The organism is Brevibacillus sp. Leaf182 (assembly GCF_001423865.2).
Lineage (GTDB): Bacteria > Bacillota > Bacilli > Brevibacillales > Brevibacillaceae > Brevibacillus > Brevibacillus brevis_C.
In genome coordinates this window covers 126,048-148,435 of sequence record NZ_LMPN02000018.1, presented here as the reverse complement: position 1 = coordinate 148,435, position 22,388 = coordinate 126,048, and the positions used below count along the sequence as shown (strand labels likewise).

Annotated in this window: 22 protein-coding genes; 12 read left to right on the top strand and 10 right to left on the bottom strand. The window is 49.0% G+C overall.

The genetic code is table 11. The features are described from left to right. Positions 1 to 10: 10 nt before the first annotated feature. The 6 genes from ASG16_RS08485 to ASG16_RS08460 all read left to right on the top strand — a co-directional run bounded on the left by ASG16_RS08485 (position 11) and on the right by ASG16_RS08460 (position 4,523). Positions 11 to 553: an RNA polymerase sigma factor gene (locus tag ASG16_RS08485; RefSeq protein ID WP_015893149.1), complete on the top strand. Its 543-nt coding sequence runs from the start codon at positions 11 to 13 to the stop codon at positions 551 to 553. Beyond that, on the top strand, positions 534 to 1,991 hold the full coding sequence (locus ASG16_RS08480; protein WP_056492070.1) for a hypothetical protein: 1,458 nt from the start codon (positions 534 to 536) through the stop codon (positions 1,989 to 1,991). Before ASG16_RS08485 ends, ASG16_RS08480 begins: the two co-directional genes overlap by 20 nt. A gap of 139 nt (positions 1,992 to 2,130) precedes the next feature. Then, positions 2,131 to 2,478: a PadR family transcriptional regulator gene (locus tag ASG16_RS08475; protein WP_017251491.1), complete on the top strand. Its 348-nt coding sequence runs from the start codon at positions 2,131 to 2,133 to the stop codon at positions 2,476 to 2,478. Then, positions 2,478 to 3,167, top strand: a complete 690-nt coding sequence (locus tag ASG16_RS08470) for a permease prefix domain 1-containing protein (protein ID WP_056492067.1) — start codon at positions 2,478 to 2,480, stop codon at positions 3,165 to 3,167. The genes ASG16_RS08475 and ASG16_RS08470 overlap by 1 nt, the downstream gene beginning before the upstream one ends. 40 nt (positions 3,168 to 3,207) lie before the next feature. Next, entirely contained in the window at positions 3,208 to 3,705 is a 498-nt protein-coding gene (locus tag ASG16_RS08465) for a DUF4825 domain-containing protein (RefSeq protein ID WP_241970719.1), read from the top strand. Between the two features lie 38 nt (positions 3,706 to 3,743). Continuing rightward, positions 3,744 to 4,523: a phosphotransferase enzyme family protein gene (locus ASG16_RS08460; RefSeq protein WP_056492061.1), complete on the top strand. Its 780-nt coding sequence runs from the start codon at positions 3,744 to 3,746 to the stop codon at positions 4,521 to 4,523. 37 nt (positions 4,524 to 4,560) lie between these two features. Here ASG16_RS08460 and ASG16_RS08455 read toward each other — a convergent pair whose 3' ends face one another. From ASG16_RS08455 to ASG16_RS08445, 3 genes are all read right to left on the bottom strand, one after another. Next, complete coding sequence (locus ASG16_RS08455; protein WP_056492057.1) at positions 4,561 to 5,568, bottom strand: inorganic phosphate transporter; 1,008 nt, start codon at positions 5,566 to 5,568, stop codon at positions 4,561 to 4,563. A gap of 19 nt (positions 5,569 to 5,587) precedes the next feature. Continuing rightward, on the bottom strand, positions 5,588 to 6,205 hold the full coding sequence (locus ASG16_RS08450) for a DUF47 domain-containing protein (RefSeq protein ID WP_056492054.1): 618 nt from the start codon (positions 6,203 to 6,205) through the stop codon (positions 5,588 to 5,590). 81 nt (positions 6,206 to 6,286) lie between these two features. Beyond that, complete coding sequence (locus tag ASG16_RS08445; protein WP_056492050.1) at positions 6,287 to 6,901, bottom strand: LysE/ArgO family amino acid transporter; 615 nt, start codon at positions 6,899 to 6,901, stop codon at positions 6,287 to 6,289. A 147-nt stretch (positions 6,902 to 7,048) separates the two neighbouring features. On the opposite strand from ASG16_RS08445, the gene ASG16_RS08440 reads away from it, so the two are divergent. Further along, the gene (locus ASG16_RS08440) at positions 7,049 to 8,497 is read left to right on the top strand and encodes an aminotransferase-like domain-containing protein (RefSeq protein ID WP_056492047.1); all 1,449 of its coding nucleotides are present in this window, start codon (positions 7,049 to 7,051) and stop codon (positions 8,495 to 8,497) included. Between the two features lie 42 nt (positions 8,498 to 8,539). Here ASG16_RS08440 and ASG16_RS08435 read toward each other — a convergent pair whose 3' ends face one another. From ASG16_RS08435 to ASG16_RS08405, 7 genes are all read right to left on the bottom strand, one after another. Then, on the bottom strand, positions 8,540 to 8,872 hold the full coding sequence (locus ASG16_RS08435; protein ID WP_056492045.1) for a spore coat protein: 333 nt from the start codon (positions 8,870 to 8,872) through the stop codon (positions 8,540 to 8,542). Between the two features lie 13 nt (positions 8,873 to 8,885). Beyond that, positions 8,886 to 9,209, bottom strand: coding sequence for a ferritin-like domain-containing protein (locus ASG16_RS08430; protein ID WP_056492042.1), 324 nt, complete (start codon positions 9,207 to 9,209; stop codon positions 8,886 to 8,888). A gap of 102 nt (positions 9,210 to 9,311) precedes the next feature. Continuing rightward, entirely contained in the window at positions 9,312 to 10,118 is an 807-nt protein-coding gene (locus ASG16_RS08425; protein ID WP_056492041.1) for a hypothetical protein, read from the bottom strand. 77 nt (positions 10,119 to 10,195) lie between these two features. Continuing rightward, positions 10,196 to 11,038, bottom strand: a complete 843-nt coding sequence (gene proC / locus ASG16_RS08420; protein WP_056492039.1) for a pyrroline-5-carboxylate reductase — start codon at positions 11,036 to 11,038, stop codon at positions 10,196 to 10,198. Positions 11,039 to 11,058: 20 nt separating this feature from the next. Further along, entirely contained in the window at positions 11,059 to 12,327 is a 1,269-nt protein-coding gene (locus tag ASG16_RS08415) for a glutamate-5-semialdehyde dehydrogenase (protein WP_056492036.1), read from the bottom strand. 39 nt (positions 12,328 to 12,366) lie between these two features. Further along, on the bottom strand, positions 12,367 to 13,467 hold the full coding sequence (gene proB, locus ASG16_RS08410) for a glutamate 5-kinase (protein ID WP_056492033.1): 1,101 nt from the start codon (positions 13,465 to 13,467) through the stop codon (positions 12,367 to 12,369). A gap of 351 nt (positions 13,468 to 13,818) precedes the next feature. After that, on the bottom strand, positions 13,819 to 14,436 hold the full coding sequence (locus ASG16_RS08405) for a hypothetical protein (RefSeq protein ID WP_056492030.1): 618 nt from the start codon (positions 14,434 to 14,436) through the stop codon (positions 13,819 to 13,821). 152 nt (positions 14,437 to 14,588) lie between these two features. On the opposite strand from ASG16_RS08405, the gene ASG16_RS08400 reads away from it, so the two are divergent. The 5 genes from ASG16_RS08400 (at position 14,589) to ASG16_RS08375 (ending at position 22,350) form a co-directional block, all read left to right on the top strand. Further along, the gene (locus ASG16_RS08400) at positions 14,589 to 15,005 is read left to right on the top strand and encodes a hypothetical protein (protein WP_056492027.1); all 417 of its coding nucleotides are present in this window, start codon (positions 14,589 to 14,591) and stop codon (positions 15,003 to 15,005) included. A 454-nt stretch (positions 15,006 to 15,459) separates the two neighbouring features. Beyond that, positions 15,460 to 16,581, top strand: coding sequence for an S-layer homology domain-containing protein (locus ASG16_RS08390; RefSeq protein WP_056492024.1), 1,122 nt, complete (start codon positions 15,460 to 15,462; stop codon positions 16,579 to 16,581). Between the two features lie 359 nt (positions 16,582 to 16,940). Then, positions 16,941 to 19,349, top strand: a complete 2,409-nt coding sequence (locus tag ASG16_RS08385) for a 3-hydroxyacyl-CoA dehydrogenase/enoyl-CoA hydratase family protein (protein WP_056492021.1) — start codon at positions 16,941 to 16,943, stop codon at positions 19,347 to 19,349. Positions 19,350 to 19,367: 18 nt separating this feature from the next. Beyond that, complete coding sequence (locus tag ASG16_RS08380) at positions 19,368 to 20,546, top strand: acetyl-CoA C-acetyltransferase (protein WP_048034625.1); 1,179 nt, start codon at positions 19,368 to 19,370, stop codon at positions 20,544 to 20,546. A gap of 25 nt (positions 20,547 to 20,571) precedes the next feature. After that, positions 20,572 to 22,350 carry an acyl-CoA dehydrogenase FadE gene (locus ASG16_RS08375; protein WP_056492018.1) on the top strand — a complete coding sequence of 593 codons (1,779 nt, stop codon included), beginning with the start codon at positions 20,572 to 20,574 and terminating at the stop codon, positions 22,348 to 22,350. Positions 22,351 to 22,388: the final 38 nt, after the last annotated feature.

Here is a 22,388-nt window from a genome sequence, read left to right as displayed (position 1 = left end):
AGGCTAACCCGTGCAGGAGGATATCGAGCAGAGGATCAGCGCGATCTATCATGCTCACTATCAGGACGTTTACTACTTTCTGCTCCATTTTACCGGCAACCAGAATGATGCCGAGGATTTGACGCAAGAGGTTTTTACGAGAGTGTTAAAAGGGCTCGCCGGATTTGATGGCAGAGTCACTCTGAAAACATGGCTCTTCTCCATTGCCAAGCATGCGGCGATCGACCAGCATCGGAAGCAGAAGGTCAAGTCCTTTTTCTCAGAAAACTGGCTGATGAAGCTGGCGACCAAGGAAGGGAGTCCGGAAAACGTCCTGACCAAGAGGGAAAACGTTCGTGAGCTGAAGCAAGCGATCCAAAAGCTAGCGCCCCATTATCGTCTGGTTCTGATTTTGCGCTGCATCGAGGAATACAGCGTCAAGGAGACGGCAGAAATCCTGGGTGTATCGGAATCCAAGGTGAAAGTAAACACCCATCGGGCATTAAAGCTGGTCAAAGAAATGATGGATGATACGGAGGAAGGGGGCTTTCTAAATGAGTGGGCTAGAGGATGAGAAGCTGACGGTCCAACTACGAGGGTTAAGAAGGAAAGACCCACCCCCTCGTCAGGAATTTGTCACCTATTTGGATCAGACGCTGGTTAAACAGGCAAGGCAGATGAAGCAGAGGAAAAAAGTGGGCCGTATCTTGTCGATGGCAGGAGGTGCAGCTGCAACTTTCGTACTGGCTCTCTTGGTAGCTGTGCCTGACGGAAAAGAAGCACAAGATGGGACCAGTAGTGTACGTATAGAGCAGCGTGCAGAGAATGCGCCTTCACTGGCAAAAGAGAAGGACATACCGGAGCAAAGGAAAATTCCTCCTGTTGCCGAGCAGCGGAAAATAAGCCAGGTGAAAGAACAGCCCAAACAGAAAGAACAGAGTGTCATTACGCAACCACAATCGCTCCCAAAAAGCCAAGCACTGCCAAAAACGGCAACCACGGCAAGCAATACGCCAACGCTGTCTGTCGAGCAATATATGAAGCAGAAATTAGGCGATAAGAGTAAGCAATATCAACTCGCTTCTAACCATCTGGAAAAAGATACGGCTGTTTTTCAACGCGTCATTAACGGTATACCGTTCGCCGACAGTGTCGTGAAGGTTCACTTGGAGTCAGATGGAACACCAGCGGGTATGGTCATGGAAGAGAATCTCGATGCAGAAGCGGATCTCTCGCTATTTCCCAATCCAGAAAAAGCAATTTCCAAAGAGGAAGCAGTACAAAGGCTGACAGCCAGTTTGAAGCAAGAAGAAGTAGCGACTTTTGCAGGCTATATCAACGCATTGAACGGGGAAGTCCTCGATCATCGTTTTCAGAGCGTGGCAGCAACTGGTAGCTATAGCCTCATCCCGATTCAGGCACAAGGTAAGCTGCTCATGGCCAACTCAGATGAGGAGATAGCCACTCTGATCCAGAAAGAGTTCGGTGTACGTATCGGAGGCGATAACCGTCCATTATCAACAGAAGAACACGAATCGTACATGGAATATACGTGGAAAATGACAGATGCTACTTATCTCACTGCGAGGTTTGCCAAGAAATCTGGTCAACTGCTGGCGTATCGGATGAAAACAAATACGGAGTCACATACTTCCCCTGAGCTGTCCCAAGCAGAAGCAGCCCAAATCGGTGCAAAAAAACTGGCGTACTATTTGCCAAGACAAATCACACAGCTTGCAATGGAGGGCGCGGCGGTGGAAGACTCAGCAATCAGGCTAGACTTCATTGCCATTACACAAGGAGCAAGAGCGGAGAGTCACAAGTATAAGGTTTGGGTGGATAGCACCAGCAGACAGGTAGTAGGCATGGAAGGGAATTTTTCAGAGATAGGCGAGTCATCTACAGAGTCTAACAAGGGGAATAGTCCCTCACTGGAACTGCTTTATGTTTGGCCGGAATTAAACGGAAAACGGACGCCAGCACCCTATCTGGTGTACCAGGTGAAACAATAAAACCACCGGGTTGCCTATTTGTTCAAGACCATCTCAACTTTTTGAGTGGTCTTGTTTTTTGTGTGTAGATGCAATTTAATACATATTACTTTGTCATACATAGTAATGTGTGTTATGTTATAGTTGCGAGGTGAACGAGATGAGTGACAGCAGTATCAGCAGTGACATTATCCGCGGTCATATCGATACGATTATTCTCCGTGTCCTGTGTGACGGCGATAACTATGGATATGAAATCATTAAAGCCATTTTCAAAAATAGCGGCGGGCGTTACGAACTGAAAGAGCCTTCCTTGTATACCAGTCTGAAAAGATTAGAGTCACACAAGCTGATCGCTTCGTACTGGGGAGATGAGAGCCAGGGGGGCAGACGCAAATATTATCAGGTGACAGAAGCAGGGAGAGAGGCGTACGAAAAAGCGCTGGCATCTTGGAAGGTCGCCAAAGAATTGATTGACCAGCTCATCGAAAGGCGGGAGGAAGTGTGATGGAGAGTTTGCAGCACTATGTCGATCAATTGTTTCAAAAATATAGAGGAAGTAAACAAATCGAGGAGCTCAAATGGGAAGTATTGAGCAATTTGGAGGCAAAGGTGGCCGACCTGGTTGGAGATGGGCTATCACTGGATGAAGCCGTGAAAAAAGCAAAGGCCAATCTCCCTTCGATTGACTCGATTGTCGGGGAACACCGCAAAGTCTACATACGTCCACTCCTCCAAGAATTGTTGCAGCTCGGATTGCTGTACGGACTTATGGCCTGGATTGTGACAATGCCTCTGCGAATATGGGGTATGGGTATCTTTTTGAATTATAGTATGTTTGCGATTAGCATCCTTATCGGAATCGTCTATTTGATCTTGTTAGGGATCAACCGACCGGGTTCCTCACATCATTTGACCAGCATGAATGTACGGTCTGCTTTTATGCTGCGAAAAACAGGCTGGATGCTGTGGGCGCTTTATATTGTCGGGACACTCGTTTTTACGACTGCGCTTCACTTTGGCAGCAATCTATGGTTTTCAAGGCCGGTGAATCTTACAGGACCGTATCAATTCGCTAACGTTGCCGTATCATATGCGCTACCTGTTCTCTCTATCCTTATACCATTGTGGCTCCACGCCATTCCGCGGCTTATTTTGAAATACGATGCAGGGGAAGGTGACGTCATTGCGAAATAAAATCATACTTGCTTTGGTTCTCATAGGGGTTGTCCTGTTCATGGTCATTCAGATCGTGATTCTTCCGGAGAACGAAGCGCAATCCGAGCAATATCAATTGGCTCAGCAAAGCCCGCTGACTCACGATTTGGAATCCATTTTGCCATACAAAAACAAGTATATGGGCGCTACTTCGAATCTGGTCATGTTCAATCATCTGCCGCTGGATCAGCTCAAGCGAACCTTTCAGCTTCGTCCGGAGAAGTTTACGATTGAGATCCATTACGAGGATAAGACGACCGATGTCGAGGCGAAATTATTTAAACAAGCAATGCTATATAACTCCGTGGCAGCCTTTGCGCTGGTAGACAATTTGCAAACAATCGAATATCGTTTTTCGGATACTACGATTGTTGCCACACGAGTTGTTATTCAAGGTCTCTTCGGTGAGGATTTGGGAGCGCTGTTGATAAAAGAAAAGTGGCGGACAGGTGTGCAGGACAAGTTGCGGGATGACCAATTTGTTGAAGAGGGTATGAAAAAGCTAATTAAAAAGTAAGAGAATAGCCATGCAAAGCAGAAGAGGGGAAATGAGCGATGATAACAGAGAGTGTGAAAAGCCAGGTATTTACCCAACTCGGTTGTCAGTCATCGGAAGCCAAACTCCTTGGAGGTTATAACCAGCACGTATTTGAGGTGAACCGTGGTGGCGAAAAGCTTGTGGTCAAAATAGAAGAGGGCTCAGCAGCCTCCGAGCAAGATGTCTTATCTGAATGTGAATGGTTGTCTTATACGCATGAACACGGGCTGGGTGTGATAAGACCATTACAGATTGCCGCGGATACCTATCTTAACCGAATTTCAGAGGGATGCTTTTTTGTTGTCTATGAAAAGGTTGAGGGGGCTCACGTCAGTCCGCAAGACAAGGACGTGTGGAACCACGATTTGTTCGAGCGATGGGGAGAGACGATGGGGCAAGATGCACACCCTCGCCAAAACGTTTCAACCTGTTCATCAGCGGCCACAGCGTTGACCCTTCTCGATTTTGGAGACAGCGAATACCATTGGTTTGCTTATGATATAGCGATTGCCGTCTATCATACAGCCCAGACAGTACTAAAGGGACCAGCGAGGAAAGAGTTTGTCCACTCCTTTTTCCAATCGTTTATGGAAGGCTATTCACGTGGTAATCCCTCTACGGTGTCTCTGTCCCAGATCGATTTCTTCATAGATTACCGCCATCTCTTTTCCTATGCCTATCACAGTGTTCATGCAGACATGAGCCAATTAACGGACCAACAGCACAAGTATTTGGACGATATGCGATTATCTTTACAGAATGGAGAGTCTTACTTAGGCTTTCAATTAAGATCATAGAAAAAAGGGGCGAGCCTGTTACTCGTCCCTTTTTCTTTTAGATAAATACATGTAGCAACAAATACGTAGCAGCAGCGAGCAAGGCAGAAATCGGCAGCGTAATAAACCAGGTGATCACGATTCGTTTGGCGACGCCCCAATTGACACTCTTCAGCCGTTTGGCAGCACCTACCCCCATGATCCCGGAAGAGATGACATGGGTAGAGCTGACAGGCAATCCTAGCTGCGTAAAGGTAAAAATGATTGAAGACGAGGTGAGGTCGGCCGTGGCTCCATTGATTGGTTCAATCTTGGTGATTTTGCCCCCGACCGTCTTGATGATTTTCCAGCCTCCGACAGAGGTTCCCAAGCCCATCGCGAGCGCACAAATAAACTGCACCCAGAAAGGAATCGTACTCGTATCTGCATGCAGGTCTGCGGCTACGAGAGCGAACACGATAATGCCCATCGCTTTTTGTGCGTCATTCGTTCCATGTGTAAAGGATTGCAGGGCCGCCGTGAAAATCTGAAAGAGGCGAAATCCCCGATTGACCTTGGTAGGGGGAATCATGATCCGACTGAAAATGAAATAAACCAGATTCATCATGAGGTAAGCGGCAACCAGTGCGATAACCGGTGACACAATAAGCGCCTGGAAGATTTTCAAAAAACCAGCCCAGTTGATTTGCGCGCTCCCGGCGGAAGCGAGGACTGCACCTACGAGTGAGCCGATGAGGGCGTGAGACGAACTGCTCGGGATACCGTACCACCACGTAATCAAATTCCAAAGGATCGCAGACAAGAGAGCAGCCATGACCACAAGCACTCCGAATTCCAGCTTGGCTGGATCGGCGATATCTCCACCGATTGTTTTGGCGACCCCGGTAAACGTCAGGGCACCGATAAAATTCATGATAGCCGCCAGGCCAATGGCAATCTTTGGCGGGAGAGCTTTGGTGGATACGGTGGTTGCGATAGCATTGGCTGTATCATGAAATCCGTTGATAAAGTCAAAGGAAACAGCCAGGATGATTACTGCAATAACAAGAGGAAGGCTCGTATACATGAAAGTAGGTCTCCTTGGTTTAAGAGTTGCCCATGATCACAGATTCCATCGCATCGGCGACATCCTCGCAATGATCCATGACATCTTCGAGCACTTCGTAAATCTCTTTGAGCTGCATAATGTGAATCGGATCGCTCGAGGTTTTGAACAATTGCCGGATGCTCCCCCTGACTAATTCATCCCCTTCGCTTTCCAAATCGTTAATGCGGATGATGTACTCCTTCATATCGGACAGCTTTTGCTTTTGGAGCAGCTCGATGGCGAGAAGAATTTGCTTGGTAGCGTCTTCAATGAGTTGTCCGAATCGCACCATCGTTTCATCTGGTTCCATAATGTCATACATATAGAGCCTCGAAGCGCAAAACTCCAATCCGTCGAGCACATCATCCAGCTTGACGGCAAGGTCCAGGACGTCTTCTCGCTCGATGGCGGTAATAAATGTCTTGTTGATTTGCACGATGATTTCATGGATGAGCTTGTCGCCTTTTGTTTCGTACTCTTTCATTTCTGTAGAAAAGGTTTTGACAGTCTCCAATGAAGTAATCTTGTATTCATTAAAATAGATCGCTGTTTGATGCACATTTTTCGCAATCTCATACAAGTCATCCAAGAGTGCGTCCGATTTGGTAAAAAGCATAAACAAACCTCCACTTCAAAAACCCGAATAGAAGTATTTTGAGTGGAGGAGGTAGGGATTATGCACTTTATCACTAACTCTTTACGTCGTGAGTAATTGGGCTGCCATATAGACGGCCACTCCCCACATAATCACCGCTGAAACCATATTCAGGCCACGCTGCAATTTTCCAGACCGATCCAATCGTCCTGCCGTACGACCAGCTACAGAAAGGCCAAAAAACCAGAGGCAGGATACGAGGATGCTGGCTATCGTAAAGCCCCATTTCTCTGTTCCGGCATAGCTGAGTGAGCTGGTGCCGATCACGCCGATCGTATCGAGAATCGCATGCGGGTTCAACAAAGAGACAGAGGCAGCAAACATGATTTGTTTTTTGGCCGAAAAGCGTTCTTTCTCTCCATCCTCCGTATTGGGACGGCTACGCCACGTTAAATATCCCATATACACCAAAAAGAAGAAGCCGACGACATACAGAACTGTTTTCAGCCATGTGACTGTCAATACGACCAAAGAGACTCCGAATACCGCCAATAAAATGAGCAGGGTATCGCAGAGTGCCGCAGTCAGTACGACGGGCATGGCGCGAAGTAATGTAGGTTGTAGAGCCCCTTGATTAAAAACGAAAACATTTTGTGCGCCGAGCGGTAAAATAAGTCCAAAAGCAAGCACAAAACCGTGCAAAATCGCTTCCAGCATGATCATTTCCTCCCCGTTTCTCTCTGGATGCAAAGGCTACTTGCATTACTGTCATTATTCACGCTTGAGTACCTGTTGTCTCCAGCCAATTGGTTTACATCCAAACCAACCAATTTGTACAATGATAAGACGAGGAGGAATGTGCCTGTGCTGACCATAGACTGGAAGCCTGACAAATCATCTGACATACCGATCTACGCACAGATCGTGGCTTATATAAAGGGGAAAATTGCGGGCGGAGAGTGGCCGATCAATAGTAAATTGCCTACACAAAGAGCGTTGGCGCAAGCCTTTGATGTAAACCGCAGCACGGTGGTGACGGCGCTGGAAGAGCTAAAAGCGGATGGCTTCATTGAAGCAACTGTAGGCAGTGGCTCCGTCGTTAGCAACAACACGTGGTCCTTGCTGACGACCACACCTCCACCCAATTGGCTGGGTTACGTTCAGGCAGGAGCGCATCTCCCTAACTCGCCAACGATTCAGGATATCAATCGTTATGAGCCAGACCCGAGGTACATTCGTTTGGGGACAGGTGAGCTGTCGCCTGGCTTGATTCCTGTTGCAGAGATGGAAGAAGTCATGGCTAGCTTGCAGGGCAAAATGACTCATCTCGGATATTCGGAGCCAAAAGGGTTATTGCCTTTGCGTCAGGCGATCAGCAATCATTTGCGGGGCAGGGGTATCGAAGCTTCTCCGGCGTCTATTTTGGTCGTTTCGGGGGCCCTTCAAGCCTTGCAGTTGATATCGATTGGCATCCTTCACCGTGGATCTGCCATCTTGCTCGAACAGCCTTCGTATTTATTCTCGCTGCCTTTGTTTCAATCATCGGGAATGCGTCTGGTTGGTGTACCGATGGATGCAGAAGGAATTTCTCCCCAAGTGCTAACGAGACAAAAACAGGCGCATAACGCGGCACTACTCTATACGATTTCGGCTTACCACAATCCGACGGGGATTAGCCTATCAGAGAATCGAAGGGAGCAAGTGCTGGCTGCATGCGAGCGGGAGAGACTGCCTGTGTTGGAGGACGATGTTTATGGAGAATTGTGGTTAGACGAACCGGGGCCATTACCGTTGAAGGCGAGGGATCAGAGCGGGCTGGTCTTGTATTTGGGCAGCTTGTCCAAAACCCTTAGTCCGGGACTGCGTATTGGCTGGATTGTAGGGCCTGAGCCTGTCATTGAACGCCTCGCAGATGTGAAAATGCAGACGGACTACGGAGCGAGTGCTATTTCCCAATGGGTGGCGACAGAATGGCTCACAAGCGAGAGATATTCCCGGCATTTGGATCAGCTAAGAGCGGCACTGCGACACCGAAGGGACAGGATGTGTGAATGGCTAAGTCGCTGGTTTGACGATCTGGCAGATTGGCGTATGCCACATGGCGGTTTTTATATTTGGCTGCGTCTGCATCAGGCTGTTTCTATGCGCAAGCTTTTTACGGAAGCATTGGCAAAAGGTGTACTGTTAAATCCCGGCTTTGTATATGATCAGACGGATAGTCATCATCTTCGCTTGTCCTACGTGTACGCAGAGGAAGCCGACATGGAAAAGGCGTTATTTATCTTATCGCAGCTCCTGCGTGGCAGAGGGTAATGGAAAGAAGACACCTGCTTGGCTCAGGTGTCTTCTGCTATATCAATGATAAGGGAACTGCGTGGAGTACCCGCTAAACTGCTGATAAGCTTGCTGTAGTTGTTGCTGTTCGGCAGCTTCCAGCTTGTACCATCCCTTTTGGAACATGAGATTGAAAGCATCGCGTGCTGACTGATGGGTTTCGTTCAAAATTTGTACCATGTCATCATAAAGCTGCTGGTGGCTGGCTTCACGAACGGCGATGTTAAAGTTATCCGTTAAATACTTGCACGTAGCCAGACAGTCGTTGAGGTAGTCACGATCGTTCATTTGCGGACCTTTTACTTGTGGCATCTGACCGGATTGCGGATTGGCGATCTGGTTTTGGTTTGGCATCCCGATTCCTCCCTTATTGCATTTGATGTTGTGGTTGGGATTGCTGTTGTTGCTGGGACTGTGTCTGCGGAATGGTCGCCATCACTGCGGTGTTGTTGTTTTGCAGGTGACTCAGCAGTTTTTGGTAGTGACGCTGGTGCATTTGTCCTTGCTGTTCCAGACATTGCTTGACCTGGGGATCAGTTGCTTGCTGTGCGAAAGCATGCAGCTTTTTGAAAGCGATCAGTTCCCATGACAAAGCATCCTTGAGATAGCTCAAATCCTTTGTCGTAATGACCTTGGGCGGTTCGGGAATCGGAGCTTGTGTAAAGGGCTTGGAAGACAGGATGGATGGCATCGGGTTGCTCCTTTCAGATGGAATCATGTATAGGATGAGCAACAAGCCAGGATGTAACCCCTGAGGATTACAACCAAAAAAATCCGGTCACAAAGGACCGGATCAGGTTAGCTCCAGCGAAGAAACGACGATGTCGATGCTGGCGGGAGCGATATTGAGACAATATTGAGCTTCTTTGTACAACGTAGTTTGAAGTGCATGGATAAGTGCTGGAATATTTGTCATGTAAGGCAGTTGAAGAGCAATCGAAACCTGGAAACGAGGCAAATCCTCAAAGCTGGAGACGATTTTGACCACATGATGGACCTCGTCAAACTGGTCGCAGGTCGCTTCCACGATTTTTCGCAACACCTGAGGATGAATCATGATGCGTCCACCGGAAAACGGAGGATGAACCACGGTTGTTTCCCCGATGACTTCTTTTTTTGAGCTGAAAATTTGTTGGGCAGAGGAGATGAGGCGCTGGAGGAAATCTTTTTCTACCTCCACACGCGGAATCGGTATCGTGTGCTTGCCCATTGTCTCCCGCACGTAGCGGGCAGCCTCGATTTCTTGCGGCGGCTTGATGGATTCAATCGGGATGAAGTCCACTTGAAAAGGCAAATGCAGCGCTTCGACGATACGACCAATCATCCGCTGCGAAGTTCCTAACACGAGTAGTCGGTTTGGTTGAATCTCGCCAAGACTGCGCCGTACTTCTTCCGCATGCTCCTTATAATGAAAAATAGCTCGTTTTACCGCCTGAATTTTTGTCTTCTCATATTTGGCAGAGGTTCCGGCCACCTTGCGTCCCTGGTAAATCAGGATGCCATCATCAATAATGGCGTCGATATTCATTCGGTGAGCAAGTTCTAATGCACTGGTGCTTTTTCCTGTTCCACTGGTGCCGTACAAGGCGTAAATTTCCATGGGACCTCCTCGTCATTTTTCTCGACTATGCTTGATCTTTTTTATTATACATGACAAGGAGGGGGGACAAAACGACTTTACTGGTATTGTGCCCCCATCTCCCGCGATCTTTCCGCAGCACGCAGAATGGCTGCAGTGACGGCCTCCTGGAATTGATAGGCTTCCAATACTTCCAGTCCAGCCTGTGTCGTTCCACCCGGACTCGTTACTTTTTGGCGGAGAATCGAAGGCTCTTCGCGTGTGTCGAGCAGCATATGTGCTGCGCCGATTACGGTTTGCAGTGTTAGTTGGCGTGCCATTTCCCGATCCAGCCCCGCGGTGGCACCTGCCCCCATCATGGCTTCTACCAAATAGTAAATATAAGCAGGACCACTTCCAGACAATCCAGTAATGATGTCCAGCTCTTCTTCGGCGACTTCATATACGGTGCCAATTGCTTCGAAAAGTTTGGTAGCCAGTTCGCGGTGCTCTTCCTGGACAAAAGGATTCGCGCACAGTCCTGTAGCAGACAAACCAACGGCAGACGAAGTATTGGGCATCGTGCGGATGATCGGGCATTCTGCACCGAGCCACTCTCCGATCAGGCTGGTAGAGACGCCAGCAATCACCGAAATGATTAATTGGTCGGAACGAACGACCCCACGCAAATCCTGCAAAGCCTCTGCGGCATCCTTCGGCTTGATGGCCAAAATCAAAATATCGGAAGAACGGACAACCTCAAATTTGTCCTGAGTAGCAGTTACCCCGTAGTCATTTGCCAACTCTTCCAAGCGCTCCATATTGTTGCGGTTCGTGACGGAAATACGCTCAGAAGGGAGTAAGCCTTTCTTTACGATACCGGAAAGCATGGCCTCCACAATCGAGCCTGCACCGAGAAAACCGATCCGCCCTTCTGTAATCGCTGTTGCTTGGTTACTCATGGTGATTCCCTCCCTTTGGACTATCGGATTTGGCCGTTTCCGCGTACGACATACTTGTAAGAAGTGAGCGCTGGCAAGCCCATTGGCCCACGAGCGTGGAGCTTTTGCGTGCTGATGCCGATCTCGGCACCGAAGCCGAATTCTCCACCATCTGTAAACCGGGTAGAGGCATTATGATAAACCGCGGTAGCATCGATTGCAGTCAAAAACTGACGGGCAGCGACTTCATCTTCCGTTACGATTGCCTCGGAATGGCCGGAAGTATGTGCTGTAATATGGTCAATGGCCTCGCCTAGGCTATCGACAGTACGAACCGCCAGAATCAGCGCAGAGTATTCCGTATCCCAGTCTTCTGCTGTTGCATGGTGCAGTTGAGCGGCGAGGTCGGAATGCAGCTTTATCGTACGCTCACAAGCACGGAGCTCGACACCCTTCGCCAGTAGCTTTTGGAGCAAGGCTCGTTGATTTTCTTGTGGCCAATTGCGATGCATGAGCAGTGTTTCGGCAGCATTGCAAACGGCAGGTCGACTTGTTTTGGCATTAATCACGATGCTTACAGCCATGTCATACTGAGCGGCTTCATCTACATAAATGTGGCAATTGCCGACGCCTGTTTCGAGTACAGGAACGCTTGCGATTTGCAGAACCCGCTGGATCAGTCCTGCGCCACCCCGAGGGATGATGACATCGACGAGACCATTGGCGGTGCACAAGTAATCGACAGAGGCATGTTCGGCAAAAGGCAAGTACTGTACCGCTTCTGCGTCAAGTCCGGTTGCAGTGAGCGCTTGACGAATGCTAGTCACCAACGCGAGGTTGCTGTGAACAGCGCTGTGGCTGCCGCGCAAGACGATTGCATTGCCCGTTTTGATGGCGATAGCTGCAGCGTCAACGGTGACGTTCGGTCTGGCTTCGTACACCATTCCAATAACACCGAGTGGGACGCGGATTTGTTCGATCAAAAGTCCGTTTGGTCGTGTCCACGAGTCGATTCGTTCCCCGACCGGATCATCGAGGGATACCAACTGCGCCAGGCTATCCACGAGCTGGGCAATTCGCTCTGGCGTCAGCAAGAGACGATCCAGATAGGAAGGAGGCTGACCGTCTGCTTCCGCGAGGGCGATGTCCTTGGCGTTTTCTGAGAGAATGACAGCCTCATCTGCCAGTAGCTGGTTGCCGATTGCGACGAGCACCTGGTCTTTTTCTTTGCGAGAGAGTATGGCCATTTTTCGTGAAGCCTGTTTGGCCAGGCTTACTTGTGTATGCACTTTTTCTTTCAAGCTTTCCATGGTTTCTCCAACTCCTTCTTTCTATTTACATGGATTCGTTTAAATGACAGGCGTCCATTCATCCCGATGTATAACAGTACCGCTGTGTCGCGTTACGTTATCAGGGGAAAGAAAATCACTTAACTGTGTTGCAGTAAATCTGCTGATACCGCGACCGATCAGCGTACCTTCACAGTAAACCTCGATAACTTCACCTTGCTCGAACATGCCGGATACATCGCGGACACCTGCCAAGAGCAAGCTTTTGCTGTTTTCCAAAATCGCTTCCGCTGCACCGCTATCAACCGTGATTTTACCGCGGGTAGGGGAGTGAAGCGCAATCCATTGCTTGCGTGTAGGAACGCCGTTCGTTGCAGGCGCTTCTGGATGATAGTTGACGTAGGTGCCATTCCCGTTGCCAGTAAGGACATCCAGCAAATCAGTGGGATTCGTCAATTTTCCGATAAAGCCGGGAATTCCTAATGATTGGGCGGTTTTTGCTGCAATCAGCTTGGAGCGCATACCTCCAGTACCTAGTTGGGAAGCTCCGCCTGCAAGTGCCTCGATTTCGTCTGTCACACATTCGAGCCAGCCCATGTGTTTGGCATCAGCATGATAACGTGGGTCTTTGTCGTACAAGCCATTCGTATCAGTCAGGATCATGTACAAATCGGCATGGATGAGACCAGCGACGAGAGCACCAAGCATATCATTGTCTCCGAAGGTCAATTCCGCTACGGATACCGTGTCATTTTCATTGATGATTGGCAAAATGTTTTTATCCAAAAGCAGTGACAACGTGGAAAATGCGTGCTGATACCGTTCCTTGTGAGAAAAGTCACCGCGTGTCAGTAAGATTTGCGCCACGCTGAAGTTATGGGCGCCGAACATCTGCGTATAGGTTTGCATCAACAAGCTTTGCCCAATAGCCGCGGCTGCTTGCTTGGCTGCCAAGGATCGCGGTCGCTGCTGATAGCCGAGACTTTGATAGCCGCTGGCGACAGCTCCCGAGGAGACTAAGACAACCTGATGCCCCGCTTCCCGCAATTGGCTGATAGCCGAGACGAGCAGCGACATTTTCGCCGGATCAACACCGCCAGTAGCTGCTGCAATTGAACTGCTCCCCACCTTTACTACCAAACGCAACTTACCCTTTTTCATGCGTAAAAACCCCCTTCTTGCATACAAAAAAGCCCTCTCGTCTCTTTGATAAGGACGAAAGGGCTTGATAACCTCACGCGGTACCACCTTATTTGACGTTTTGGACTGAAGGCATACTTCAACCAAGAAACGCCCGGCTCTCTTTCTTTGATAACAGGTGAAAGAAACCTGTCCAGGTCTTCCCTGGATGCTCTGGGGTGGGTTCAAACCGATTCAAGGACGAAACCTCTCAGCCGGTGGATTTCGCTCTCTGGACCTGAAGGGCGGTTTTACTATTCCCCGTCATTGCCGCTCACTATGTGCTTATTAATTCACTATTATTCGCTTGATCCGTAAGAAATGTCAAGAGGCTTATTGAAATTGTTCATTCCCATAAGCGCCCAGCCGTGATTTGATTTCGAAGCGCTTGGTCTTTTGATCGCGCACGAGTCGGTAGCGCAGCGTGCGGTCAGAAGCAAAAGAAGAATCAGTTACATCTTCCACAGTCACACTGAGTTCTCCATTGTTTTTTTGGACAGTCGTGTTTCGTACCGAGATCAAAGTCGGATAGTCGACACGGGGGATTGCTACGTATACTTTTTCCTTCACCAGCTTGGTTGTCATGTTGTCGTACATGGCTTCTGCCAGTGGACGGCTCCAAAAACGCCCGAAGTACCCCGTTATCTTGTCTTTACTGTCGAAGCGCTTAGGCAACTCACGAAAGACGAGACCATCCTCAATCACAGATTTGCCCTTCGCATTGTCCGCAGCAGCGTAATATACATTTTCTAGCTGATGCTCGGCTTGCTTCAAAAAGAGGACGACGTCCATTTTGTTATCGCCAAGCTTTTGGATGGCAGACTGCTTGGCAGGCTTACTCTGTGTTTTGGCCTTAGTTTTTGGCTGCTCCTGCTTTACTTGCGTCAGGCATCCTGTAACGAGCAAAGAGAGAACGAGAATAAACATCCAGTTTTTCCAATTGACTTTCATGGTGCACCTCACTTGGGAGCAGTCGTTTTACGTTAGCGTGTGTGTGAAAAAAGACAAATAGCCCAGTTAATATATGGATAGGGGTTGTCTGACTCTCGGATTATGTCTATCATGGAGAGAGTTGGACAGATCGAACGATTGAGGTGGAATATATGTTTGGGTTTGGCAAAAAAGCAAAAAAGCCGGACGGTATTGATGTTTTGATTATCAAAACCGATGAAGCGAAAAACCGCAACTTTTATCAGGTTGCTTTTCCGAGTGTGGTAGCGAATGATATTTTGTCCATGCTGCAAAAATTGGAGAAATCAAAAATGAACAAGCAAGAGTTCCTAGGGGAAATCGGCGGTTTCCGTATCGTGACCCACTTGGAAGCCTTGACTGGTTTTGAAATTTTGGATGAGGCGGATATGGAGGCACATCCGATACAGATTCAAGATTTTGCCAACATGCTTCTGCGTCGTTTGGAAGCTTTGGAAGAGAGTGGAAAGTTCGGCGAAAACGAAGATTTAGCGTTCCTCATGGGCGAATTGACTATGCTGCGTGATGGTAGCTTTGTACCACAAGACTAAGATTAATAACGAGGGCCGTTGGGATAACCGACGGCTCTTTTTCTTTTCCCGTTGGACATAGGTCTTATGGCAGGAGGCTTAGTCGTCCTCGCCAGTTTTTCGCTAGTATATCCGTATTAAGAACCGCTCTTGGGATTTTCGTCCTGTTCACTCTCATCAACATTTTCTTATATCGGCTGCTTGTGACCAAGGGAGCAGGCTGGTTAGAGCAGATTGAAGGATAGTCAGCGTATAGAGAAAAAGGATATAATTGGGCCGCTCATACAAAGTGCGGTTCTTTTTCATTTGTTTTGAAAAAGTATAACAAAGTTCCGTTTTCATCCCGATACAAGAAAGAGAGAGATCAGACCCAGGAAAATAGACCAATATGGCAGGAATGGATGCTACTGGGGACGAATTCCAAAAAAAAGGGAGTAAGGCAACGATCATGGAAAGAAAGGAGTTATCGTAAGTCATGGTAAAGCGTTTTGCTATCGTTTTTCTCTTGGCACTGCTAGTGGTGCAAAGCGTTTTTTCAGGGAGTGCGAATGCGGCTGCACCTGGCATGTATACAGACATACAGGGACATTGGGCGCGTGAGCAAATCAACGAAATGGCGGATCTGGGCATCGTAAAGAGGAAGGGATATCAGCCTTTTTACCCAAACAAGCCAGTTACTCGAGGCGAAGCTTTGGCTATGCTGAATCGCGTTTTTGAGACGATATACGGACCGATTGAAAAGCCAGAACGCAAGCCAAACCTGGATCACCGCTATCTACTCCGGGGGGAAGTAGATCAACTGCTAAGCAATCTAAAGACCATGATGAAAATCGAAACGGACGATTTGGGTAAGTTTGATCCGGGAGACCGGATGCTGTACTATCTATATTTGGCTGAAACCGGGCACCTGATGAAAAAGCAAGAGAAGGAAAATCCGGACTGGTGGATGTCTAGTGCCGGGATGCAGTGGCCATTGACGAGAGAAGAAGCCAGCTTGATGCTATTCCATATGCTGGCACCACAAAAATACCGTACAGCTAATATTAAACCACAAGATACAGTCTCTTTCTTTAACAGCCATTACGAATGGAAGCGCGACCGCTTCTATCGGGATACATATTCACCGTACCCACTGGCGATCCGGGAATTCAATCTGTTTCTCACGGACAAGACCTTTTCTCCGAACAAAATTCTGACGCGTGCAGAATACGTCGTTGTGATGGATCGACTGATTGATTATTACCGGATGGATGTAGCTTCACAGTTCCGTGGTTCATCTGCGAATCAGCAGCACATCGCGCAGGTGTTTTTACGAGCAGCGAATTTGGCGTACGAAACCAAAAATCAAAAGCAGTTGTCTGCGCTCTTTACAGACGATGCGCTCAAAAGTATGGCAAAGCTGGAGCAAGTGCCCACGTACAACGGACCGGTAAAAGTATCAGTCAAGGCTGACGAAAACAATTCGAAAACCCTCTGGGTGATTGCTCATTATGTAGACCCGAAAAACGGAGACTTCCAGATTGAATACCGATTGGAAGAAGACGCATCCAACGCTTATGGGCGCAAGATCACCACGCTGATTTACTTGCAAAAATAGCACAGAAAAAGGGGCACTGGACCATTGCTGCCCCTTTTCTTTTCTTTCGCGAAGTGACGATTGCAACTGACAGAATTTTCGATTACAATAAAAACTGAACGGTGATTCAGTTGGTGGGAGCGTAACATCTCCAGGGCATGTAAGACAGCCAAAACGTGGGATGTCATTTTTTAACCCACATACTGAATGAGCATTCATTCAACTTAAGACATGTGCTGATGTACACAGGAATATCTATAGAGAAAGTAGAAGTTTTAAAAATGATCTTCTAGTCTGAAAATTAGGTATTCACTGTTGCGAGGCCATTCTTTTGACCATGAATAAGCCATGACTAGGTTTTTTAAAAGGAGGATTTGGAGATGGAACGCAAAATTCGCAAGGCGGCAGTTCTCGGTTCAGGCGTTATGGGCGCCGGGATCGCAGCACATTTAGCCAACGTCGGTATTCCCACTTATTTACTGGACATCGTGCCGCGTGAATTGACAGCAGATGAGAGTGCAAAAGGGCTTTCTTTATCTGATAGCGTGGTGAAAAACCGGATCGCACAAGCGGGCCGTGACCGACTTTTGAAGGAGAAGCCGGCGCCGCTCTACGATAAAAAGAACATCGACCTGATTACAGTTGGTAACTTCGAAGACCATCTCTCTTGCTTGAGCGAGGTCGATTGGATTATTGAGGTCGTTGTCGAGAACATCGAGGTGAAGAAAAGCGTCTTCGCTATGGTAGAAGCTCATCGCAAGCCAGGGACAATCGTGTCTTCCAATACGTCTGGGGTTTCCATCAACGAAATGGCAGAGGGACGCTCTGATGACTTCCGCAAGCATTTCCTCGGCACACACTTTTTTAACCCACCGCGCTACTTGAAGCTGTTGGAGCTAATCCCAGGTCTAGATACAGACACACAAGTCATTTCTTTCATGAAGCATTTTGGTGAGCATGTGCTCGGAAAAGGAATGGTTGTTTGCAAGGATACACCTAACTTCATTGCCAATCGCATCGGTACATATGGATTGCAGGTTTCGATCCACGAAATGGTGCGACTGGGGCTTGGGGTAGATGAGGTAGATGCGTTGACAGGTCCGGTCATCGGCCGTCCGAAAAGCGCTACGTTCCGCACACTCGATGTCGTCGGACTGGATACGTACGTGCATGTGGCCGGTAACGTCAGGAACAAAAGCACGGATGAGCAGGAGCGCTCGGTTTTCGAAGTACCGGAGTTCGTTCTGCAAATGGTGGAGAAAAGATGGATCGGGCAAAAGGCTGGTCAAGGCTTTTTCAAGCAGGTGAAGACAGAGAAAGGCAAAGAGATTATGGCACTGTCGGTTGACACGCTAGAATATCGTCCAAGTGTGAGGCCGAAGTTCGCTTCCCTCGAAACAGCCAAAACAGCAAAGACATTGCCTGAGAAGTTGAGAACGCTCGCATACGGCAAGGACAAGGGCAGTGAGTTTGTCTGGAGTGTCTTCAAAAAGGTACTGCTGTACTCTGCTGAAAAAGCTCATGAGATCGCAGACGATATCGTCTCTGTTGATCAGGCCATGAAGTGGGGCTTCGGCTGGGAGATGGGGCCGTTCGAAACATGGGATGCCATCGGTCTCGAAAAGTCAGTGGCAAAAATGCGTGAGGAAAACGAGAAGATTCCGGCACTTGTCGAGGAACTGCTCGCGAGTGGGAAAACCTCCTTTTATCAAAAAGAGCAAGGGAAGCGCAGCGTGTTTTCCATCGGAGGTACCTACAAGGACGTCGAAGAGAGCAAGGAAAACATCAACTTGGCTGCGCTTAAGGAACAAGGCAAGCTGATCAAGAAAAATGCGGGTGCCGCCTTGATCGATTTGGGCGATGGAGTTGCATGTCTGGAATTTACCTCCCCGCACAATGCACTTGGGATGGATGTCTTGCAGATGGCAAATCAGGCCGCAGAGGAAGTGCAGAAGAATTTCGCCGGGCTGGTTATCGGTAATCAAGGCAAAAACTTCTGCGTCGGGATGAATCTCGCAATGGCGTTGATGGAAGCACAGGATGAGAATTGGCTGGAGCTCGACATGCTCGTCACGAACTTCCACAAAACAGCACGGGCACTGCGCTACATGCATCGTCCAGTCGTCGCAGCACCGTTCGGCATGACGTTGGGCGGCGGTGTCGAGGTGGTCTATCTCGCGGATCGCGTACAGGTTTCGGCAGAGACGTACCTTGGACTGGTTGAGGTGGGAGTAGGACTTCTGCCAGGTGGCGGAGGAACGAAGGAGATGCTGTTCCGAGCAATGGAAAACGTTCCAGAGGGAGGCAGCATGCCAGTTGATCCGTTCCCATTTGTTGCGAAGGCGTTTGAAGCCATTGCCATGGCAAAGGTATCTACGAGCGGTCAGGAAGCCATCAATCTGGGGTACCTGCGACCGACCGACCGCATCAGCGTGAATGCTGATCATTTGTTGAACGATGCGAAGCAACTGGTGCTCACGATGGATAAAGAGGGCTACACGCCGCCAGCGCCACGCAAAATTCGCGTCATCGGAGAAACGGGTTATGCGAACCTGCGCCAAAATATTTACGCTATGAAGAAGAGTGGATATATTTCCGAGCATGATGAGCTGATCGCAAGCAAAGTTGCCTATGTCATGTCCGGTGGTAACGTGCCAGCGGGTACAGAAGTGACAGAAAGCTACATTCTGGAGCTGGAAAAGCAAGCGTTCCTCGAACTCATCAAGACGCCGAAAAGCCAGCAACGGATGCAGCACATGCTGACCAAAAACAAGCCTTTGCGTAACTAGGGAGAGGGAGGGATAACGATGAGAGAAGCAGTTATTGTCGCGGGCGCCCGCACCGCTATCGGTAAATCGAAAAAAGGAAGTCTCAAGGATTTTCACCCAGTCGATATGGGAGCCGCAGTTGTCAGCGACCTGTTGCGCCGCGTGCCACAGCTCGATCCGGCTGATATCGAGGATATCATCATGGGGACGGCTGTACCGGAAGCTGAGCAAGGAATGAATATGGCTCGCCTGATCGGACTGCGTGCCGGATTGCCAACAAATGTATCGGGAATCACGATCAATCGCTTTTGCTCCTCCGGTTTGCAGACGATTGCTTACGCTGCTCAGCAGATCATGGTCGGCAGCTCCGATGTGGTTGTTGCTGGCGGGGTGGAGAGCATGAGTCTGGTACCAATGCTTGGTCACAAAATCGCACTCAATCCGACTCTGGTAGAAACGAAGCCGGAAGCGTACATGAGCATGGGCCATACGGCTGAAGAGGTAGCGAAGAGGTACAACATTTCTCGTGAGGATCAGGATGCTTTTGCCCTGCAAAGCCATCAGCGTGCGACGGCTGCGATTGCTTCAGGGAAATTCCAGGATGAAATCGTACCATTGACAGTCAAGCAGCATTTTGTCGATGAAGCTGGCAAGGTTCACGTTCAGGAACGTGTTTTCGATAAGGATGAAGGAGCGCGCTCGGACACGACGATGGAGGCACTCGCCAAGCTCAGGCCGGTCTTTCATGTGCAAGGTAGCGTAACAGCAGGAAACTCCTCACAAACGAGCGATGGCGCGGCAGCAGTTCTCGTGATGTCTGCCGAAAAAGCAGCCGAGCTGGGTGTCGAGCCGATTGCCAAGTTCCGTTCCTTTACGGTTGGCGGCGTAGACCCTGATGTCATGGGGATTGGTCCGGTTGTCGCGATTCCAAAAGCATTGAAGCTAGCGGGAATCAGCTTGGAGGATGTCGATCTGTTTGAGTTAAACGAAGCGTTCGCGTCTCAATCGATTGCTGTCATTCGCGAGCTGGGACTCGATCCTGAAAAGGTCAATGTAAATGGTGGGGCAATCGCATTAGGGCATCCACTCGGTTGCAGTGGTGCCAAGCTGACCGTCCAGCTTTTGAATGAAATGAAGCGCAGAGGCGGCAAATACGGAGTCGTTACGATGTGTATCGGTGGTGGAATGGGAGCCGCTGGCGTTTTTGAAATGATCTAATTTTCATATAAGGAGAGGGATAGTAATGGCAGAAACAAAAGATTTGATCCGCGGTGGAAGCTTTTTGATCGATGCAGGTTCAGTTGATGATGTATTCGTGCCAGAAGAATACACGGAAGAGCAAAAGATGATTGCCAAAACGACGGAGGATTTCGTCAACAATGAAGTTCGTCCTCATCTGGAAGAGCTTGAAAGCCACCAATTTGATATTTCAGTTCGTCTGCTGAAGGAAGCAGGGGAGCTCGGTCTGTTGGCTGGAGACGTTCCGGAGAAATACGAGGGGCTGGGGCTGGATAAAGTCAGCACGGCACTCGTAACAGAGAAGTTCTCGCTGGCTCGTGGCTTTGCGCTCAGCTACGGCGCCCATGTCGGTATCGGTTCACTGCCGATTGTGTACTTTGGAAACGAGGAGCAAAAACAGCGCTACCTGCCTGATCTGGCGTCTGGAAAACGAATCGCTGCCTACTGCCTGACAGAGCCAGGCTCTGGCTCGGATGCGCTGGGTGCGAAAACGACAGCGACTCTCTCCGCAGATGGCACGCACTATATTCTCAACGGAGAGAAGCAATGGATCACTAACGCTGGCTTTGCTGATGTATTTATCGTATACGCGAAAATTGATGGCGAGAAATTTACTGCCTTTATCGTCGAGCGCACATTCCCAGGTGTTTCGTTTGGACCGGAAGAGAAGAAGATGGGGATCAAATGCTCCTCGACACGCACGGTCATTTTGCAAGATGTACCTGTGCCGGTAGACAATTTGCTCGGTGAGCCTGGAAGAGGTCACGTGATCGCGTTCAACATCTTGAACGTAGGTCGTTACAAGCTCGCGGTAGGCGCAGTCGGCTCCTCGAAAAAAGCGGTGGAAATCGCGACGAACTACGCAAAAGAGCGTAAGCAGTTCAAAACGCCAATTGCCAACTTTACGTTAATCAAAAACAAACTGGCGAACATGGCAGTGAAAACGTATGCGGCTGAAAGCTCCGTCTATCGGACAGTGGGTCTGTTCGATACAGCGCTGACTCGCTTGGGTGAAAAAGCAGACGATGGCGCGGAAGTTGCGAAAGCGATTGCTGATTATGCAATCGAATGCTCGATCAATAAAGTATTTGCCACTGAGGTTCTGGATTACTGCGTGGACGAAGGCGTGCAAATCCATGGTGGATATGGCTTTATGTCCGAGTATGAGATCGAAAACATGTACCGTGACTCGCGGATTAACCGCATTTTCGAAGGAACGAACGAAATCAACCGCATGCTCATCCCGGATACGCTCGTGAAAAAGGCGATGAAAGGCGAACTGCCGCTCCTGCAAGCAGCAAGCAGCCTGCAAGCAGAGTTGATGAGCTATTATCCAGAAGAAATTGAAGATGCACCTTTGGCTATGGAGAAGCATCTGATCAACATCACGCGCAAAATCATTTTGATGGTGGCTGGTTCTGCGATGATGAAATACCAACAAGCGATGTCAAAAGAACAGGAACTCTTGGCATTCGCGGCTGACATGCTAATCGAGCTGTATGCAATGGACAGCATCGTGAAGCGGACAGAGAAAGCAATGGCGGCAAATGGCCTCGAAGCCGAGCAGCAAAAGCTGGAAATGACCGCTGTCTATGTGCATGAGGCATTCGACCGTATCGAAGGCTGGGCAAAAGAAGCATTGGCGGCAATGGAAGAGGGCGACGAGCTTCGTCTGCGCCTCTCGATCCTGAAAAAGCTGACCCGCCGCACGCCGATCAACACGGTAGCACTGAAACGTTCAATTGCAGACCGCGTAATCGAAGCGGGAGCGTATGTGGTGTAGTTCGAAATAGTAAACGGAAAAAGGAGCAAAGCTCAACG

Excerpts from the sequence above, each read along its gene's own strand:
- ASG16_RS08480 (WP_056492070.1), top strand. The coding sequence starts at position 534 with ATGAGTGGGCTAGAGGATGAGAAGCTGACGGTCCAACTACGAGGGTTA.
- ASG16_RS08475 (WP_017251491.1), top strand. The coding sequence starts at position 2,131 with ATGAGTGACAGCAGTATCAGCAGTGACATTATCCGCGGTCATATCGAT.
- ASG16_RS08470 (WP_056492067.1), top strand. The coding sequence starts at position 2,478 with ATGGAGAGTTTGCAGCACTATGTCGATCAATTGTTTCAAAAATATAGA.
- ASG16_RS08465 (WP_241970719.1), top strand. The coding sequence starts at position 3,208 with ATGGTCATTCAGATCGTGATTCTTCCGGAGAACGAAGCGCAATCCGAG.
- ASG16_RS08460 (WP_056492061.1), top strand. The coding sequence starts at position 3,744 with ATGATAACAGAGAGTGTGAAAAGCCAGGTATTTACCCAACTCGGTTGT.
- ASG16_RS08455 (WP_056492057.1), bottom strand. The coding sequence starts at position 5,568 with ATGTATACGAGCCTTCCTCTTGTTATTGCAGTAATCATCCTGGCTGTT.
- ASG16_RS08450 (WP_056492054.1), bottom strand. The coding sequence starts at position 6,205 with ATGCTTTTTACCAAATCGGACGCACTCTTGGATGACTTGTATGAGATT.
- ASG16_RS08445 (WP_056492050.1), bottom strand. The coding sequence starts at position 6,901 with ATGCTGGAAGCGATTTTGCACGGTTTTGTGCTTGCTTTTGGACTTATT.
- ASG16_RS08435 (WP_056492045.1), bottom strand. The coding sequence starts at position 8,872 with ATGCCAAACCAAAACCAGATCGCCAATCCGCAATCCGGTCAGATGCCA.
- ASG16_RS08430 (WP_056492042.1), bottom strand. The coding sequence starts at position 9,209 with ATGCCATCCATCCTGTCTTCCAAGCCCTTTACACAAGCTCCGATTCCC.
- ASG16_RS08425 (WP_056492041.1), bottom strand. The coding sequence starts at position 10,118 with ATGGAAATTTACGCCTTGTACGGCACCAGTGGAACAGGAAAAAGCACC.
- proC (WP_056492039.1), bottom strand. The coding sequence starts at position 11,038 with ATGAGTAACCAAGCAACAGCGATTACAGAAGGGCGGATCGGTTTTCTC.
- ASG16_RS08415 (WP_056492036.1), bottom strand. The coding sequence starts at position 12,327 with ATGGAAAGCTTGAAAGAAAAAGTGCATACACAAGTAAGCCTGGCCAAA.
- proB (WP_056492033.1), bottom strand. The coding sequence starts at position 13,467 with ATGAAAAAGGGTAAGTTGCGTTTGGTAGTAAAGGTGGGGAGCAGTTCA.
- ASG16_RS08405 (WP_056492030.1), bottom strand. The coding sequence starts at position 14,436 with ATGAAAGTCAATTGGAAAAACTGGATGTTTATTCTCGTTCTCTCTTTG.
- ASG16_RS08400 (WP_056492027.1), top strand. The coding sequence starts at position 14,589 with ATGTTTGGGTTTGGCAAAAAAGCAAAAAAGCCGGACGGTATTGATGTT.
- ASG16_RS08390 (WP_056492024.1), top strand. The coding sequence starts at position 15,460 with ATGGTAAAGCGTTTTGCTATCGTTTTTCTCTTGGCACTGCTAGTGGTG.
- ASG16_RS08385 (WP_056492021.1), top strand. The coding sequence starts at position 16,941 with ATGGAACGCAAAATTCGCAAGGCGGCAGTTCTCGGTTCAGGCGTTATG.
- ASG16_RS08380 (WP_048034625.1), top strand. The coding sequence starts at position 19,368 with ATGAGAGAAGCAGTTATTGTCGCGGGCGCCCGCACCGCTATCGGTAAA.
- ASG16_RS08375 (WP_056492018.1), top strand. The coding sequence starts at position 20,572 with ATGGCAGAAACAAAAGATTTGATCCGCGGTGGAAGCTTTTTGATCGAT.